This window comes from Tenacibaculum sp. MAR_2010_89 (assembly GCF_900105985.1).
Classification (GTDB): domain Bacteria; phylum Bacteroidota; class Bacteroidia; order Flavobacteriales; family Flavobacteriaceae; genus Polaribacter; species Polaribacter halocynthiae.
In genome coordinates, this window is sequence record NZ_FNUB01000005.1 from 2,134,480 (window position 1) to 2,150,267 (window position 15,788).

Here is a 15,788-nt window from a genome sequence, read left to right on the forward strand (position 1 = left end):
AAAGTTAAGTAAAATTAAATTATAAAGAAGACTGTAAGTAATGAATATTATAATCATTGAAGATGAAAAACCAGCTGCAAGAAGACTGCAAAGAATGTTAGCTGTTTTAAATTTAGAAGCTCAACAAATGTTACATTCAGTAGAAGAAGCAATTAATTGGTTTCAAAAAAACGAACATCCTGATTTAATTTTTTTAGATATTCAACTATCTGATGGATTGTCTTTTGAGATATTTGAAGAAGTACCAGTGAAGTCATCTATTATTTTTACTACTGCTTATGATGAATATGCTTTAAAGGCATTTAAATTAAATTCTATAGATTATTTATTAAAGCCATTAGATGAAGATGAATTAAAAGTAGCGGTAGATAAATTTATTAATAATAAACCTAAAGAAACCGACATACAGGTTAATATTGATGATATAAGGAAGTTACTTATCAACCCTATCGATAGAAAATATAAAAAACGTTTTACAATAAAAGTAGGACAGCATATAAAAATTATACATACAGATGAAATTGAGTGTTTTTATTCAGAGAATAAGGCTACTTATATTCATACAAATTCTAATAGAAATTATTTAATAGATCACTCTTTAGAATATTGGCAAGAACAATTAGACCCAGAACAATTTTATAGGGTTAACAGAACTTATATAGTTCATATTAATGCAATAAAAGATATAATATCATATACTAACTCACGACTACAATTGAAATTATATACTTATGATGAAGCAGAAATTATTGTAAGTAGAGAGCGTGTTAAAGATTTTAAAAATTGGATAGAATAATTTAAAATTACTTTGTTTAAATTTTAAAATAAAAAGCCTCTTTATAATTAATTATAAAGAGGCTTTTGAATATGATAGTGAGTTTTATTTTATTAACTCATAACTTCTTTTAATGAAGTTAGTTAACTCTTCACCATGTAATAAGTTTTGAGATAGTTTAGCTAAATCAAAAGCTTGTGTTATTAGTTCTTTTTTCTTGCCCTCTTCAGCAGTTAAAATTTCAGAAACTAATGGGTGATTTGTATTTACAACTAAGTTATACATTTCAGGTAAATTACCCATTCCCATCATTCCACCTCCACCACCAGAAGCTTGCATTTCTTTCATACGGCGCATAAATTCTGGCACAGTAATTAAGAAAGGTGAAGAAGAAGAGTCCATAGCTTCTAATTGAACAGTATAGCTCTTGTTGTTAACAGCTCCTTCAATAACTGGTTTTAAAGTTTCTTTCTCTTCATCAGTTAATTTAGATATAACTGTATCATCCTTTTTAATTAAATTATCAATAAAATCAGAATCAACACGGGTAAACTGAACTTTAGATTCACCAGAAGTTTCTAGTTTTTGCATTAAATGTGATACAATTGGAGAATCTAATATAACAACCTCATATCCTTTTGCTGTAGCATCTTGAATATAGCTGTGTTGTGCTTCTTTGTTAGATGCGTACAAAATGATGTGATTTCCATCTTTATCAGTTTGAGCATCTTTTGTTTTTTCAATTAACTCATCAAAAGTGAAAAATGAATCGCTTACTGTAGGGTATAAAGCAAACTTTTTAGCTTTATCAAAGAACTTATCTTCAGATAACATTCCGTACTCAATAATAACTTTAATGTCATTCCATTTTTGTTCAAAATCGGCACGATCTTTTTTAAATAATGAACTTAATTTATCAGCTACCTTTTTAGTTATATATCCAGAAATCTTTTTTACAGCTCCATCAGCTTGTAAGTAAGAACGAGAAACATTTAAAGGAATATCTGGAGAATCGATAACTCCTTTTAACATTTGTAAAAAGTCAGGAACTATACCTTCAACATTATCTGTTACAAAAACTTGGTTTTGATACAGTTGAATCTTATCCTTTTGCATGTCTAAGTTTTGAGATAACTTAGGGAAAAATAATATACCTGTTAAGTTAAAAGGATAATCAACATTTAGATGAATATGAAATAAAGACTCTTCAAATTGCATAGGATACAATTCACGATAGAAGTTAGTATAGTCTTCTGCTTCTAAGTCAGCTGGCTTTTTAGTCCAAGCAGGGTTTGTGTTGTTGATAATGTTATCAACATCAATTTGCTTATGTGGCTCAGTAGTTTCTTTACCGTCTTTATTAGTCGTTGTTTGAGGTGTAAAATCAGGATCGTTTACTTGTTTAGTTCCAAATTTAATTGGTACTTGATTAAAACGATTATATTTATTTAATAAACCTGAAATTTTAGCTTCTTCTAAAAATTCAGTAGAGTCATCAGCAATATGTAAAATAATTTCTGTTCCTCTGTCAGATTTGTCGTGCTCTACTAAGGTATATTCAGGAGAACCATCACATGTCCAGTGAGCTGCTGGTTCATCTTTAAATGACTTTGTAATTAAATCAACTTTATCTGCTACCATAAAAGCAGAGTAAAAACCTAAACCAAAGTGACCAATTACACCTGTTTCATTTTTATCGTCTTTATATTTTTCTAAAAACTCTTCAGCTCCTGAAAATGCAATTTGATTAATGTACTTTTCTACTTCGTCAGCAGTCATACCTAAACCTTGATCTTTAATAGTCAATGTTTTTGCATCTTTATCAATGCTAATTTCAATTTTAGCATCTCCTAATTCAGTTTTAGCTTCACCAATAGATATCAAATGCTTTAACTTAGTAGTAGCATCAGTTCCATTAGAAATTAATTCACGTAAAAAAATCTCGTGATCAGAATATAAAAACTTTTTAATCAGTGGAAATATATTTTCTACCGATACATTAATGTTTCCTTTACTCATAATTTATATATTTTATTTGATATTATTTTCTGGTTAATTTTATTGTCAAAAAAAATACCAAAAATAGATATGTGCCAAGATGACATATAAAATGACTATAGTGATTGTTTTTGTGTGAAAAGTTAAAAATTACTACTTTTACAAGCTACGCATTTGCATAAAAGTAAAAAATAACATAAAAAATTATGTATAGTTCAAAAATTACAGGATTAGGGTATTACGTGCCTGACAACGTGGTAACTAATGATGATTTAACCCAGTGGATGGATACGAATGATGAATGGATTCAAGAGAGAACTGGTATTAAAGAACGTCGTTGGATTGACCCAAAAACAGGAGATAATACATCTTCAATGGGAGCTAAGGCTGCTAAAATAGCTATAGAAAGAGCAGGTTTAACTAAAGACGATATAGATTTTATTGTATTTGCAACTTTAAGTCCAGATATGTATTTCCCAGGAGGAGGAGTTCGTGTTCAAGATATGTTAGATATGCCTACTATTGGTGCTCTTGATGTTCGTAATCAATGTTCTGGTTTTATTTATTCTCTTTCAGTTGCTGATCAGTTTATAAAAACTGGGATGTATAAAAATATATTAGTTATTGGATCAGAGAATCATTCAGGTGGTTTAGAAAGATCAACTAGAGGAAGAGGTGTTACTGTTATTTTTGGAGATGGAGCGGGAGCTGCAGTTTTGTCACGTTGTGAAGAAGAAGGAAAAGGTATCTTATCTTCTCATTTACATTCTGAAGGAAAACATGCAAAAGAGTTAGCATTAGAAGGACCATCAACTGGACGTTGGGTACCTGAAATATTAGAAGCTAATGATCCTGAAGATGTTTCGTATTTTCCATATATGAACGGACAATTTGTTTTTAAACACGCTGTTGTTCGCTTTTCTGAAGCAATAGTAGAAGGTTTACAAGCTAATAATTTACAAAAAGAAGATATTGATATGTTAATTCCTCATCAAGCGAATTTACGTATTGCTCAATTTATTCAGAAAAAGTTTCAATTAGCTGATGATAAGGTGTATAATAATATCCAAAAATATGGAAATACTACAGCTGCATCAGTAATTATTGCGTTAACTGAAGCTTGGGAAAAAGGAAAAATAAATGATGGAGACTTGGTAGTATTAGCTGCTTTTGGTAGCGGATTTACTTGGGGGTCTGTAGTTATTCGTTGGTAAGACGTTTGATAAAATAAAAGTAAAACCGTGTGAAAATTCACACGGTTTTTTTTATGACAAATAAATTATTTATTTAATAATTACTTTTTTAGAATAACTTTTTGAGTTATTAAAAAGTGTTAAGAAGTAAATACCAGTACTAAGTTTTGTAGTGTTTACAAAAGTTGATTTATCTTTTAACTTTAGTTCTTTTAATATATTTCCTCTTATGTCAAAAAGAAGAACAGTTCCAGCTTTCCAAAGTTCATTATTAACTGTTATAGTTATGTTTTTTTGACTTGATGGGTTAGGGTAAATATTTAGTAAAGAATTATCATTTGCTAAAATTAAATTATTTTCAATATTATTTCTTTCTGAAGTTATACAGTTTCCAATACGATTCCATCCATCAGTTGTTCTTTCATATAACGATCCAGCATAAGAAACAAGATCTTTTTCATTATAGTTTATAGAGCTATCATATGATTTTGCTTTAGAACATAAATCAGATTTACTGTTAATGTTTATTGATGAATTAACAATATTAACAGTATAATCTTCTACCTCACCATCAGGAAATGTTTCACATGCTGTAGATGCTCCATTGTATTTCATAGAAACACGCATTCTTGTTTGGCCTAAAGTAGCAGTTGAAGGTATTGAGATATTTGCTGTTCTGTTTCCAGCTATGTTAGATAATCCTATAGCAGTTTTTTCACTACTTTCAAAAGTACCGTTTCTATTATAGTCAATCCAAATAGTGAAGTATTCATTATATGCTGTATTGCTAAAACCAGCACTTACAATGATTTGATTAGTAGTTCCTTGCGTAACAGTAGCTATTTTTGATGTGAAATCACCATAACCTCCATTAGCTGTTGTTGTATTTGTCATACCTCCAAATGAAACATAGTCTATCCATTCATAAGTAATTCTTTCCCCTTTTGAGTTACAATAAGAAGGGAGGTTATCTAATGTTGTTACATTAAGGTCATTACTTTTAGGAGAAATATTTCCTGCGGCATCTTTTGCTTTTATAGAAAAGGTATATGCAGTACTTGCTGTTAATCCTGTTACATTATATGAAGTTGTAGTAACAGTTTCTAGTTTCGTAGTACCTTGATAAACATCATAGCCTGTTACCGCTAAATTATCTGTAGAAGTGGTCCAGTTTAAAGTTAAAGTTGTTTGTGCAACATTAGAAGAGACTAAATTACTAGGAGTAGTCGGAGGTTGAGTATCTGCTTGAGCTGATGTAATATTAACAGAATAATCTTCTGTTTCTCCATAATTATAAGATCCACAAGAACTAGGAATGGTATTATACCTTAAAATAACACGCATTCTTTTTTTTCCTTCTGAAACTGTTGAAGGAACAGTAAATGTTCCAGAAACAGGAGTTTCTTTTGAAGGAGATTTTGTCCATACAGTTTCTCCTGAGTCAGAAAAGTCTCCATCATTATTATAATCTATAAACACAGCATATCCTTCATTATATTTAGTACTTGCCCATTTAGGAGTTATTAAAATTGTTTGTGATTTACCTTTTTCTAAATCTGTTGAAATTGATGTGTGATTAGAATACCCATTGGTACCTTGATTTGAATTATTATTTATAGAACCGATATTCACATTACTAATATATTCATCAGATGTACTTTGTCCATTAGAACTACAATATGTTGGTTCACCGCCACCACCTCCAGATCCAATGTTTGAAATTTCAATAAGATATTCTAAGGCAAGTTTAGCAAATTTAGCAGCGTGTGTAGCATTTGCTGTTGGAAACCTTGAAGAAGTATCTTTAGCGGTATGAATATATGGGTTTGATTCACTTAATGTAGCTTCTATAGGAAAAGCAGTTTCGTATCCTTGTTGAGCAAAACTATGATGATCAGAACAACCATAATTACAACGAGAAGTACCATAGGTAATTTTATGAGTACCTGAAGCATTATAATGATCCATCAATTGAGTTAAATAGTTGTTTAAAGAAGTACTATTATAAGAGTCTGTTGTAATGTAAATATCATTTGTAGAACCTTTATAATTCGTCATATCTAATTGTAAATAACTAATGATATTCACATTCCTATTTTTATAATCTCTAGCTATTTCTTTAGATCCTACAAGACCAATTTCTTCAGCAGCGAAAGCCATAAATTCAACTGTACGTTTAGGTTTGTAATTCATGCTCAATAGTACACGAGCAACTTCAGTTATAGTTGCTATTCCTGATGCGTTATCATCTGCGCCAGGAGCGTTGGCATTTCCTTCTCTAGAAGTAGAGTCTAAATGTCCACCTAAAATAACATATTCATCAGGTTTTTCAGAACCAGTAATTGTCATTACTACAGAAGACATTGGTGTGTTTGTATGACTTACTAGTTTTACAGAAATATCACTTCTAGTGCTACTCATGTTTTCCCATTTAGTTTTTAAATCTACAGCAGATTGTTGTGCAGAAGAAAATGTATGGAATCTAGTTCCATAGCTTTCTAATTGGGTGATTTGGTTTTTGATATTCGTGTTATTTACAAGGTTTAAACTTTGGTTAACTAGTACATCTTGTGTTATGGAAAGGGGTATAGCTCTTTTAGAGCTTGTTAGTTTTCTTTTTTTGATTACCTGAATTTTTTCTATGGCTTTAATAGCCTCTTCTTTAGAGTTTTCTAAGAAATAACCAGGTCCGTGTCTTAAACCAGTATGATGAAGTTCTTCTGCTGAGGTATGGTTAAGCATTACAACACTGTAATCGGTGTAAGATTTTATGATTTTCACATCTTTAGGGTGGTTCTTTTTTAAGTTTACAGCATCATTGGTTCCCATGGTTGCATAAAACATTTTTTGCTTTTGAGCAAAAATGTTAAATGACACTAGTGTTATAAGCGTCATTGTTAGGGTAAAATTGATAAGTTTTTTCATTGTTTAAAATAATTAGAGGGTTAATTATTTTAAAAACAGTTATTTATGATTTTTATTGTGTATTTTTTATTTATTTATGTTAATTTTATTTTTATAGATATTTTTTTAACAAATTAACGAATGTTTTGTGTAAAAATGACAATATGATATTGTTTAAAATAAACCTCCATCAGTTTCATTGTTATCCCTATGTTTTCTATTTCTTGATTTATTTTTGGTTCCACCAAAATTATATCTAAAGCCTAAATAAAATGAGTTGTATTCTAGATTGTAGTTTCCTTTCTCTAAAAAAGGGTTTTCAGAGAAATAATCGTAATTAAGTCCGTTAAAAATATCTGTTCCTCTAAGAGTTATAGTTCCTTTCTTTTTTAAAACACTTAAACTAGCTCCAATATTAACCATAGTATAGGGTTTTACTTCAAATTGTATATTTTTACTTTTACCTCTATAAATAGCTGTTAATTGTAATCGTATTCTTTTATTTATTTTAAAGCTGTTGTTTAAAGTAGATTTAAAAAGAGTGTTTTTAACTTGTTCATTTTTAGTATTAATTATTCCTTGTGAATCTTGAATATATGTTTCTATTTGAGGCCTAATTTTCCACCAAGAAAATGCTTTATAACTCCCAAATATTTCTACACCGTAACTGTTAGCTGTATTGTAGTTTCCATAAGAAAAAACCTGTTTATTTGGGGCTGAAGTATCTTTTTGTATGGTTCTACCAATTTTATTTGAAATTTTACGATAAAATGTTCCAAAAGTAACTGTTCCTTTAGAAAAAGATTTTGAATAATTTAATTCAATAGAATTAGTAAATTGAGGAATTAAATTTTGATTACCTTCTGAGGTAGTAAATGGGCTAACCCATTCTTGTATAGGAGTCACTTGATATATTGAAGGTCTATCTACACGTCTACTATAAGCTAGTTGAATATCTTCTTTGTTAGTAATATGGTAGGTTAAAAAAGCTGATGGGTATATACTAAAAATTTTATCAGAATAAATGGAAGGATTACTCTGTTGAGTATTTGAAAATAATCCATTAACAATGAATTGTTCTAGTCTGATACCAGCTTGAATTGACCATTTTTTAAAATTGTTATTTATGTTGAAATATCCAGAATACATACTTCTATCATAGTTGAAATCAGTATTTCCCTTAGGTTGTTGAGAAACTGGAGTTCCAATTTCAATAACCTGATCTGTTTTAATTGAGCTTACTACTTTTTGATTTCGGTATTCAATACCTAATTCTAGTTTTGCTGTTTCAAAAAGAGGAGTTTCATAATCTAGATTTACTAACCAAGATTTTTTAGTGTCTGAAATTGAGTTGGTATAATTAAATAATTTGTTATTTGTATCTTGAAGAAGTCTGTTAATTGATTCTTCAGGGTTTTTATGAATACTATAATTAACTTCTAGCTCAATATTTTCGCCTTTATTATTAGTTGTTAATTTATAATCGACATTATAGTTTTGTTCTGATTCATTGTATTTTGAATGGTTAGGAGCTTCTAATATGTTGTTATTTATACGTGAAAAAGAATTGGTGTATAAAGTTGAATTACTAAAATTCTGATATGTATAAAGTGATAATGTATTGTTTTTATCAAGATAAATATCTGAGCCAATTTTAAAAGCATGATCAGAGTAGTCGTGCAAAAAATTAAATTTTTGTTCTAAATTATTAGTAGTTCTTACTAATTGTTGTATAGTAGAGTTTTTCCCCCAGTTACTACTATAATTACCAAATAAGTTTATTTTTCCAGTATTATAATTTAAATTTAAAGAAACATCTGGTCTTGTGTTTTTGCTGTGTTCAAAGCCTACAGAAATTGTTCCGTTAAAACCAGATTTCATATTTTTCTTTAAAATAAAATTAATAATACCACTCATACCTTCTGGATTGTATTTTGCTGAAGGCGTGGTAATAATTTCAATTTGTTTTATTAAAGAAGAAGGAGTTTGTTTTAATAGTTGAGAAGTGTCCATGTTAGAGGGTTTTCCATTAATTAAAACACGAATATTTTCATTACCTCTTAAGCTAATAGAACCAGTTTGAATATTAACATTTACTGAGGGTATGTTTTGTAACATTTGTAATGAATTAGTTCCAGTAGCAATTAAATCTTTGCCTACATTTATAACTCTTCTATCAACTTTTTGAACAACACTAGTCTCTTCCGCATGTATTTCAATATCTTTTAACTTGGTATTTTTATCTTTTAAATAGAGTTTTTTTAAGTTAATTATAGGAGTAGCTTTACTTAACACAATTTCTTTACTCAAAGTTGAAAAACCTATAAACTGTATTTGAATTATATATCTTTTTAAAGGTAATTGTTTAATAGTAAAAATGCCTTTTTCATTTGCTATTCCTCCAGAAATTATTTTATTATCCAAGTTTTTGCAAACTATTGTAGCATAAGGTATAGCGGTTTCATTTTTTTGATTTATAACTAACCCAGAGATTTCTCCTAGATTCTTTTTTTGTGAGAATATTAAAAGTGTGTTTATATATAAAATTATAAATAATAATTTTTTCATTTTAAATAGTAGTACTAAAATAAAATATGGAGGTAACGATAATTGATATAATATCAATTAACTAATAAGGAATAAGAGGTAATTATATATAGCCAGTAAGTATATTTTATACATATAAAATACCAAGTGCAATTATATGAAAAAAACTTCAGATAAATTAATATCTGAAGTTTTTATATATTTATAGCAAAAGTTGTTGTTAAATGAACCCTCCGCTACCTTGTTTTTCATTACTATCTCTTCTTCTTCGAGATTTAGCTTTATTTTTTCCTCCACCAAAGCGGTAGTTAAAGCCTATATAAGCTGATTGACTTTCCCAATTGAATTGTCCGTTTTGAGTAAATGGTGTTTCAGCATCAAAGGCAAATCTCATTCCTTTGAAGATATCATTAACTCTAAGTGTTAAATTACCTTTACCTTTTAATACTCTTAAACTAGCACCGGTATTGATCATCCACATAGATTTACTATTAAATTGTATACCATCCTGACCACCACGATACATTGCAAATAATTGAAAACGTAAATTCTTAGTTGCTGTAAAACTGTTACTAATTCTTGAATTGAAAACATTTGTTTTTACATCTGTAGTTCTTTCATTAGCTTCTTTGTAGTTTACAATACCTTTTTGAGATTGAGAATAGAAATCTAAACTTGCATTTGCTCTCCACCATTTTGCAATTCTATAATTTGCTGAAAACTCTAAACCATAAGCATCATTATCTGGGAAGTTAATGAAAGATAAAATTTGTTTTACCTTAGGTACATTTGTGTCTAAAGGATCTTTGTAGGTTAATCTAGATATGTTATCATTTATTTTTCTGTAAAAAGTTCCAAAAGTTAAAGAACCTCCTTTAATTCTACGTGTATAATTAACTTCAAAAGAATTAGTAAACTGCGGACGTAATGTTGGTTCTCCAATCGATGTTATTAAAGGAGTACTCCATTCTCTAATAGGATTTAATTGACCTATACCAGGACGATCAACTCTTCGGCTATAGCTTAACTGAAACTGATTCTTATCAGACGGATTATAGGTAAAAAAGGCTGAAGGGTAAACAGTGAAAATATCATCAGTAATCTTAGCAGTTGAAGTTCCATTAACAAAATCACCTTCTATTTCATACTGCTCTAAACGAGCTCCTATTTGCATAGTTATTTTATTAAACTTATGACTGTAAGTTATGTATGAAGAAAATATATTTCTATCATAATTAAATGAAGAGTTGTTTAGGTTTTCTTGATTGGTAATAATACTATTAGAAGTTTTGTTTATTCTAACTTCTGCACCTAATTCAAGTTTACCATTTTTTGAAACAGGATTTGTATAATCTAAATTAAGTAACGTATTGTCTCTATTGTTAGTAACACTATTATTATAGTTTAAAGATTTATCACTAGGATTAATTAGTTCGTTAAATACCGCTACTTCAGGGGATTTTGAATTAGAAAAGTTAGCTTCAAATTCAATGTTATGGCCTTTTTTATCAAAATCTAACTTATAGTTAAAGTTATAAGCACTTGAATTACTTTCAGAATTTGAAACAGTAGGAGCATTAGTAAGTAATACACCATTATTTCTAACCATTGTTGATCCAGTTGCTAAACCATCAAACCAATTTTGAGTAGTATAAACTGATAAAGTATTTTTATCATTTATATAGATATCAGCTCCAACTTTTAATAAATGAGATGTATTGTCGTTATCAAAAACAAAGTTTTGATTAATAGTTTGTGGTGAAGTACGATTAACATATCCATAATTATGTCTTTTTCCTAAACGTGTACCATAATTAGCAAAAAAATTAACATTACCTGTTTTATAATTCATGTCTAATGAACCATTATAACGAACATAATGCCCAGCTTCAACACCAGTATTAATTGAACCATTAAAGCCCATGTTTGCTTTTTTATTTAAAATGATATTGATAATACCACTCATACCTTCAGGGTTATATTTAGCAGAAGGGTTGGTTATTAATTCAATACTTTTAATTGAACTTGAAGGGATTTGTTGCAATAATTGAGCAGCACTAATATTTGTAGGTTTTCCGTCCACTAATACACGTACATTGTCATTTCCACGTAAACTTATGTTTCCTGTTTGACTATCAACACTTACTGATTGTACGTTATTTAATAACTCTGAAGCTGTTGCTCCTGCAGATGTTAAATCTTTACCTACATTTATTACTTTTCTATCCACTTTTTGTGTTACAGTAGATGTTTCAGCACGAACTTCAACTTCATCTAACGTAGTAGCGTCTTCTAGTAATGAAATAGTTCCTAAATTAATTTTTTTACGACTCCCTTTAATAGCAATTGGTTTGTTAATAGTTTTGTATCCTATAAACTGTATTTCAACAATACTATTTCCTTCAGGAATATTTTTCACTGTAAATATTCCGTTTTCATTAGTAATTCCTCCAGTTATTATTTTTTTGGCAACATCTTTGATTATAATGTTAACGTATGGTAAAGGTTCTTTTGTAGTTTGATCAATTACCTTTCCGTAAACTGATCCAGGTTTAGATAAATTACCTTTAGACATTTGGGCATATGTATTCATGCTTAAAATGGTTAAAAGTAAAAGTAGTATTTTTTTCATTTTGTTAATTTTATGTAATTTTGAATTGTCTTAATAACTAATAGACTATAGGTATTATATTTTTGTTACCTTAATTAACTCTATTTAACGTATTATTAACAGGTATGAAAAACACAACTTTAGTTTTAGGAGCTTCTTTAAAAGAGAATAGATATTCAAATAGAGCTGTTAAGTTGCTTGATAATAAAGGGTTTAGTGTAAGGGCAATTGGTAACAAAGAAGGTAGTATTAATGCTATTAAAATTGTTACAGAAAAATTAATGTTAAAAGATATAGATACTGTTACATTGTATTTAAGTGCTAAAAACCAAGTAACTTATTATGATTATATTCTTAGTTTAAATGTGAATAGAGTAATTTTTAATCCAGGAACAGAAAACAGTGAATTTAAAAATTTGCTTGAAGAGAATGGTGTTAAAACAGAGGTAGCATGTACTCTAGTATTACTTTCAACAGGGCAATATTAGTTTAAAACTTGAATAGGGAAGGAGTCTATAGAATAACGTTTACCAGCTTCTGCTAATTCAACATTTTCAAAAACAGTTTGAGCTTCGTTTTTAAAATCATTGATGTTATTGTACCTGCTTGAATAATGCCCAATAATTAATTTTCCAACATTAGCTTGACTGGCAATTGAAGCAGCTTGTTCAGCAGTAGAATGTTTAGTTTTATCACATAAATCTTCTCTATCTTTTAAAAAAGTAGCTTCATGGTACAAAACATCTACATCTTTTATGATAGGTACTATATCTGGTTTGTACTCAGTATCACTACAAAAAGCAAAACTCTTTGGTTTTGAAGGCTCAATGGTTAATTTTAAATTAGGAATTACTTCTCCCGAAGATAAAATAAAATCTTTTCCAGCTTTTAAATTATGATAGTCACAGGTGTCAATTTCATCATATTGTTTTATATTTTCAATATGTAGTTTTTTTAATTTTGGTTTTTCTGTAAATAAATAACCGTTTGTATATACTCTGTGGCTAAGAGGGATTGTATGTACAGAAACTTTATCGTCTTCAAAAATTAATTCACTTTCATTAGATGATAACTCATGAAATACGATGTTGTATTTTGTCCAAGATTTAGAAAGTTTTAATTGTAGTACTGTAACTTCTTTTATTCCTTTTGGACCATAGATATGTAAATCTTTTTCTCTGTTTAAAATACCAAAAGTAGATATTAAGCCAATTAAGCCAAAAAAATGATCACCATGTAAATGGGAAATAAAAATATGGTTAATTTTAGAAAAACCTATTTTGTATTTGCGCATTTGGCGTTGGGTACCTTCACCACAATCAATTAAGAAATGTCTATTATTTATTTCTAAATATTGTGAGGTAGGATGCGCATTTACACGAGGGGTAGCAGAGTGGCACCCAAGAATGGTAAGGTTTAAGCTCATTATTATTTAATAACAAAGCGTTTAGAGATTACTTCTTTGTTCGTTTGTATTGCGTAAATATACATACCTGCTTTTAAATCGTTGCGCCTAAAAGGGAATGAATTTCTTCCTTTTTTAACTTTTAATTTTTCAGTAAAAACAGTTTTTCCTAAAACATTTTTAACAGTTAATAATACAGGTTGATCATTATTTACATTAAAAAAAATAGTTGTATTATTTGTAAAAGGATTAGGAGATGCTACTAATTTACTAATGCCTTTCTGTTGAGAAAAGATAGAAAAAGAAACAAAGAAAAATATAATTAATAGTAATTTTTTCGTCATAAATAATTCATTAAGGGGTTATGAATAGTTATAAGGTTAAAAACCTAAATCACGCTGTATATCTTCCATTTCAATAATATCTTCAGCTTCAACTAGTGTTGGCACTATATTAAAAAATTCAGGAAAATTATCAACATTAACCTCATTACATATAACAACAAAAGATGTGGCACTTTGTTGTTGTAAATCAGCGTATTTCAAAAATACTAAAATATTCTTTTCGGTGAAATTATTTTTAGGAGAAATTTCAACAATTAAATGTTTTCCTTTCAAATTAGTATAATTTTCATCAAAATTTTCAATGAATATTTCAAAAGAAGATTCATTGGACGAAATTAAGTTATAATTATTTTTCTGTATTATATTCATACTTTATCTTTTTATTTGCTGAGCTAACAAATAAATAACAGCCATTCTAACAGCTACACCGTTTTCTACTTGATTTAAAATAATAGATTGGTCACTATCAGCTACATCACTTGTTAGTTCTACACCTCTGTTAATAGGACCAGGATGCATAATAACAATTTTCTTGCCAAGGTTATCTAGAATTTGTTTATTGATTCCAAATAGCTGTGTGTATTCTCTTGTTGAAGGAAAGTATTTAATATCCATTCTTTCATGTTGCACACGTAAAACATTAGCAACATCACACCATTCAAGAGCTTTCTTTAAATTTGTTTCAACTTCAACTCCTAAGCTAGATATGTAGCGAGGAATTAATGTTGTTGGTCCACATACTTTTACTTCAGCTCCTTGTAATTGTAAAGCAAAGATATTTGATAAAGCTACACGTGAATGTAAAACATCACCAACAATTACTATTTTCTTACCTTTTAAATTACTATTTAAGGCTTCACGCATAGAAAAACTATCTAATAAAGCTTGAGTTGGATGTTCATGCGTACCATCACCAGCATTTATTATTTTAGCATCTACGTGATTTGATAAGAATATACCAGCTCCAACACTTGAATGTCGCATAACAACAATATCAACTTTCATAGATAAAATGTTGTTTACTGTATCTATAAGTGTTTCTCCTTTTTTAACAGATGATTGACCGGCAGAAAAATTAATTACATCAGCAGATAATCTTTTCTCAGCTAATTCAAATGATAACTTTGTACGTGTACTGTTTTCAAAAAATAAATTAGCAATAGTTATATCTCTTAATGAAGGTACTTTTTTTATAGGTCTGTTTATAACTTCTTTAAAATGAGAGGCAGTTTCAAAAATGATATCTAAATCATTTTTATTCAGGTACTTTATGCCTAATAAATGTTCAACACTTAATTGCTTCATTCTAGTGTAATTTTTTTATCATAACTATATCAAGCATTATTGCTTGTTCTCTAGGTAAATGGTATCTTTTTTGTGAGTTTCCTTCCAATGAACAACTACTTTTTCTTCATTAATAGCGTCAACTTGCCTACCTCTATAATTAGGTTGAATTGGTAAATGACGACTAAATCTACGGTCTATTAATACTAGTAATTCAATGTTTTCAGGTCTTCCATATGATTGAATAGCTGTTAAAGCTGATCTAACGCTTCTTCCTGAATACAAAACATCGTCAATAAAAACAACATTTTTACCTTCTATAAGAAAGTTTATTTCAGTTGTAGTTGCTTCTAGGGGTTCGTCTCTTCTTCGGAAATCATCACGGTAAAAAGTTATATCTAATAATCCCAATTGTAAGTTCTTTATACCGTAATCATTCTTTAATAATTTAGCTAAACGTTGTGCTAAGTATGTTCCTCTCGGTTGAATACCTATTAATACTGTATTAGAAAAATCGTTATGATTTTCGATTAACTGACAGGCTAATCGATGCAGAATGATTTCAATTTCTTTTGAAGTAAGTAGTGTTTTTCTGCTCATTGTTGCTACCAATTTTTGTTTGATAGTTTCAATATTCAAAATTAAGACAAAAAAATACGTTGGCAAAATTAAAGTTAATGAAACATAAAAGTAAATCAATAAAATTATCTTTACATTTGCCAACTTT

General features: G+C 28.9%; 12 protein-coding genes. 3 read left to right on the forward strand and 9 right to left on the reverse strand.

Features of this window, described 5'->3' with window-relative positions; all coding sequences use genetic code 11:
- Positions 1–40 precede the first annotated feature (40 nt).
- The gene (locus BLV71_RS12785; RefSeq protein WP_093870931.1) at positions 41–796 is read left to right on the forward strand and encodes a LytR/AlgR family response regulator transcription factor; all 756 of its coding nucleotides are present in this window, start codon (positions 41–43) and stop codon (positions 794–796) included.
- Positions 797–880: 84 nt separating this feature from the next.
- On the opposite strand, the gene htpG is transcribed toward BLV71_RS12785, so the two are convergent.
- The gene (htpG, locus tag BLV71_RS12790; RefSeq protein WP_093870932.1) at positions 881–2,794 is read right to left on the reverse strand and encodes a molecular chaperone HtpG; all 1,914 of its coding nucleotides are present in this window, start codon (positions 2,792–2,794) and stop codon (positions 881–883) included.
- 185 nt (positions 2,795–2,979) lie between these two features.
- On the opposite strand from htpG, the gene BLV71_RS12795 reads away from it, so the two are divergent.
- Positions 2,980–3,987: a 3-oxoacyl-ACP synthase III family protein gene (locus BLV71_RS12795; RefSeq protein WP_093870933.1), complete on the forward strand. Its 1,008-nt coding sequence runs from the start codon at positions 2,980–2,982 to the stop codon at positions 3,985–3,987.
- A 69-nt stretch (positions 3,988–4,056) separates the two neighbouring features.
- Here the strand turns inward: BLV71_RS12795 and BLV71_RS12800 are convergent, their stop codons facing one another.
- The 3 genes from BLV71_RS12800 to BLV71_RS12810 form a co-directional block, all read right to left on the reverse strand.
- The gene (locus BLV71_RS12800; RefSeq protein ID WP_093870934.1) at positions 4,057–6,891 is read right to left on the reverse strand and encodes a M20/M25/M40 family metallo-hydrolase; all 2,835 of its coding nucleotides are present in this window, start codon (positions 6,889–6,891) and stop codon (positions 4,057–4,059) included.
- Positions 6,892–7,044: 153 nt separating this feature from the next.
- A complete protein-coding gene (locus tag BLV71_RS12805) occupies positions 7,045–9,438 on the reverse strand; it encodes a TonB-dependent receptor (RefSeq protein WP_093870935.1) in 2,394 nt (797 codons plus the stop codon).
- Between the two features lie 199 nt (positions 9,439–9,637).
- On the reverse strand, positions 9,638–12,049 hold the full coding sequence (locus BLV71_RS12810; RefSeq protein WP_093870936.1) for a TonB-dependent receptor: 2,412 nt from the start codon (positions 12,047–12,049) through the stop codon (positions 9,638–9,640).
- A 104-nt stretch (positions 12,050–12,153) separates the two neighbouring features.
- Here BLV71_RS12810 and BLV71_RS12815 point away from each other — a divergent pair, with 104 nt between their 5' ends.
- On the forward strand, positions 12,154–12,516 hold the full coding sequence (locus BLV71_RS12815; protein ID WP_093870937.1) for a CoA-binding protein: 363 nt from the start codon (positions 12,154–12,156) through the stop codon (positions 12,514–12,516).
- On the opposite strand, the gene BLV71_RS12820 is transcribed toward BLV71_RS12815, so the two are convergent.
- From BLV71_RS12820 to pyrR, 5 genes are read right to left on the reverse strand one after another with little or no spacing between them, the layout of a single operon-like run.
- Complete coding sequence (locus tag BLV71_RS12820; protein ID WP_093870938.1) at positions 12,513–13,454, reverse strand: ribonuclease Z; 942 nt, start codon at positions 13,452–13,454, stop codon at positions 12,513–12,515. The genes BLV71_RS12815 and BLV71_RS12820 overlap by 4 nt on opposite strands.
- 2 nt (positions 13,455–13,456) lie before the next feature.
- Complete coding sequence (locus tag BLV71_RS12825; protein WP_093870939.1) at positions 13,457–13,777, reverse strand: T9SS type A sorting domain-containing protein; 321 nt, start codon at positions 13,775–13,777, stop codon at positions 13,457–13,459.
- A gap of 36 nt (positions 13,778–13,813) precedes the next feature.
- The gene (locus BLV71_RS12830; protein ID WP_093870940.1) at positions 13,814–14,146 is read right to left on the reverse strand and encodes a hypothetical protein; all 333 of its coding nucleotides are present in this window, start codon (positions 14,144–14,146) and stop codon (positions 13,814–13,816) included.
- Positions 14,147–14,149: 3 nt separating this feature from the next.
- Positions 14,150–15,082: an aspartate carbamoyltransferase catalytic subunit gene (locus BLV71_RS12835; protein ID WP_093870941.1), complete on the reverse strand. Its 933-nt coding sequence runs from the start codon at positions 15,080–15,082 to the stop codon at positions 14,150–14,152.
- Positions 15,083–15,118: 36 nt separating this feature from the next.
- Positions 15,119–15,661: a bifunctional pyr operon transcriptional regulator/uracil phosphoribosyltransferase PyrR gene (gene pyrR / locus BLV71_RS12840; protein ID WP_093872028.1), complete on the reverse strand. Its 543-nt coding sequence runs from the start codon at positions 15,659–15,661 to the stop codon at positions 15,119–15,121.
- Positions 15,662–15,788 lie beyond the last annotated feature (127 nt).

Bases quoted from the DNA above. Each gene is read 5' to 3' on its own strand.
- BLV71_RS12785 (WP_093870931.1), top strand. From the start codon at position 41: ATGAATATTATAATCATTGAAGATGAAAAACCAGCTGCAAGAAGACTG.
- htpG (WP_093870932.1), bottom strand. From the start codon at position 2,794: ATGAGTAAAGGAAACATTAATGTATCGGTAGAAAATATATTTCCACTG.
- BLV71_RS12795 (WP_093870933.1), top strand. From the start codon at position 2,980: ATGTATAGTTCAAAAATTACAGGATTAGGGTATTACGTGCCTGACAAC.
- BLV71_RS12800 (WP_093870934.1), bottom strand. From the start codon at position 6,891: ATGAAAAAACTTATCAATTTTACCCTAACAATGACGCTTATAACACTA.
- BLV71_RS12805 (WP_093870935.1), bottom strand. From the start codon at position 9,438: ATGAAAAAATTATTATTTATAATTTTATATATAAACACACTTTTAATA.
- BLV71_RS12810 (WP_093870936.1), bottom strand. From the start codon at position 12,049: ATGAAAAAAATACTACTTTTACTTTTAACCATTTTAAGCATGAATACA.
- BLV71_RS12815 (WP_093870937.1), top strand. From the start codon at position 12,154: ATGAAAAACACAACTTTAGTTTTAGGAGCTTCTTTAAAAGAGAATAGA.
- BLV71_RS12820 (WP_093870938.1), bottom strand. From the start codon at position 13,454: ATGAGCTTAAACCTTACCATTCTTGGGTGCCACTCTGCTACCCCTCGT.
- BLV71_RS12825 (WP_093870939.1), bottom strand. From the start codon at position 13,777: ATGACGAAAAAATTACTATTAATTATATTTTTCTTTGTTTCTTTTTCT.
- BLV71_RS12830 (WP_093870940.1), bottom strand. From the start codon at position 14,146: ATGAATATAATACAGAAAAATAATTATAACTTAATTTCGTCCAATGAA.
- BLV71_RS12835 (WP_093870941.1), bottom strand. From the start codon at position 15,082: ATGAAGCAATTAAGTGTTGAACATTTATTAGGCATAAAGTACCTGAAT.
- pyrR (WP_093872028.1), bottom strand. From the start codon at position 15,661: ATGAGCAGAAAAACACTACTTACTTCAAAAGAAATTGAAATCATTCTG.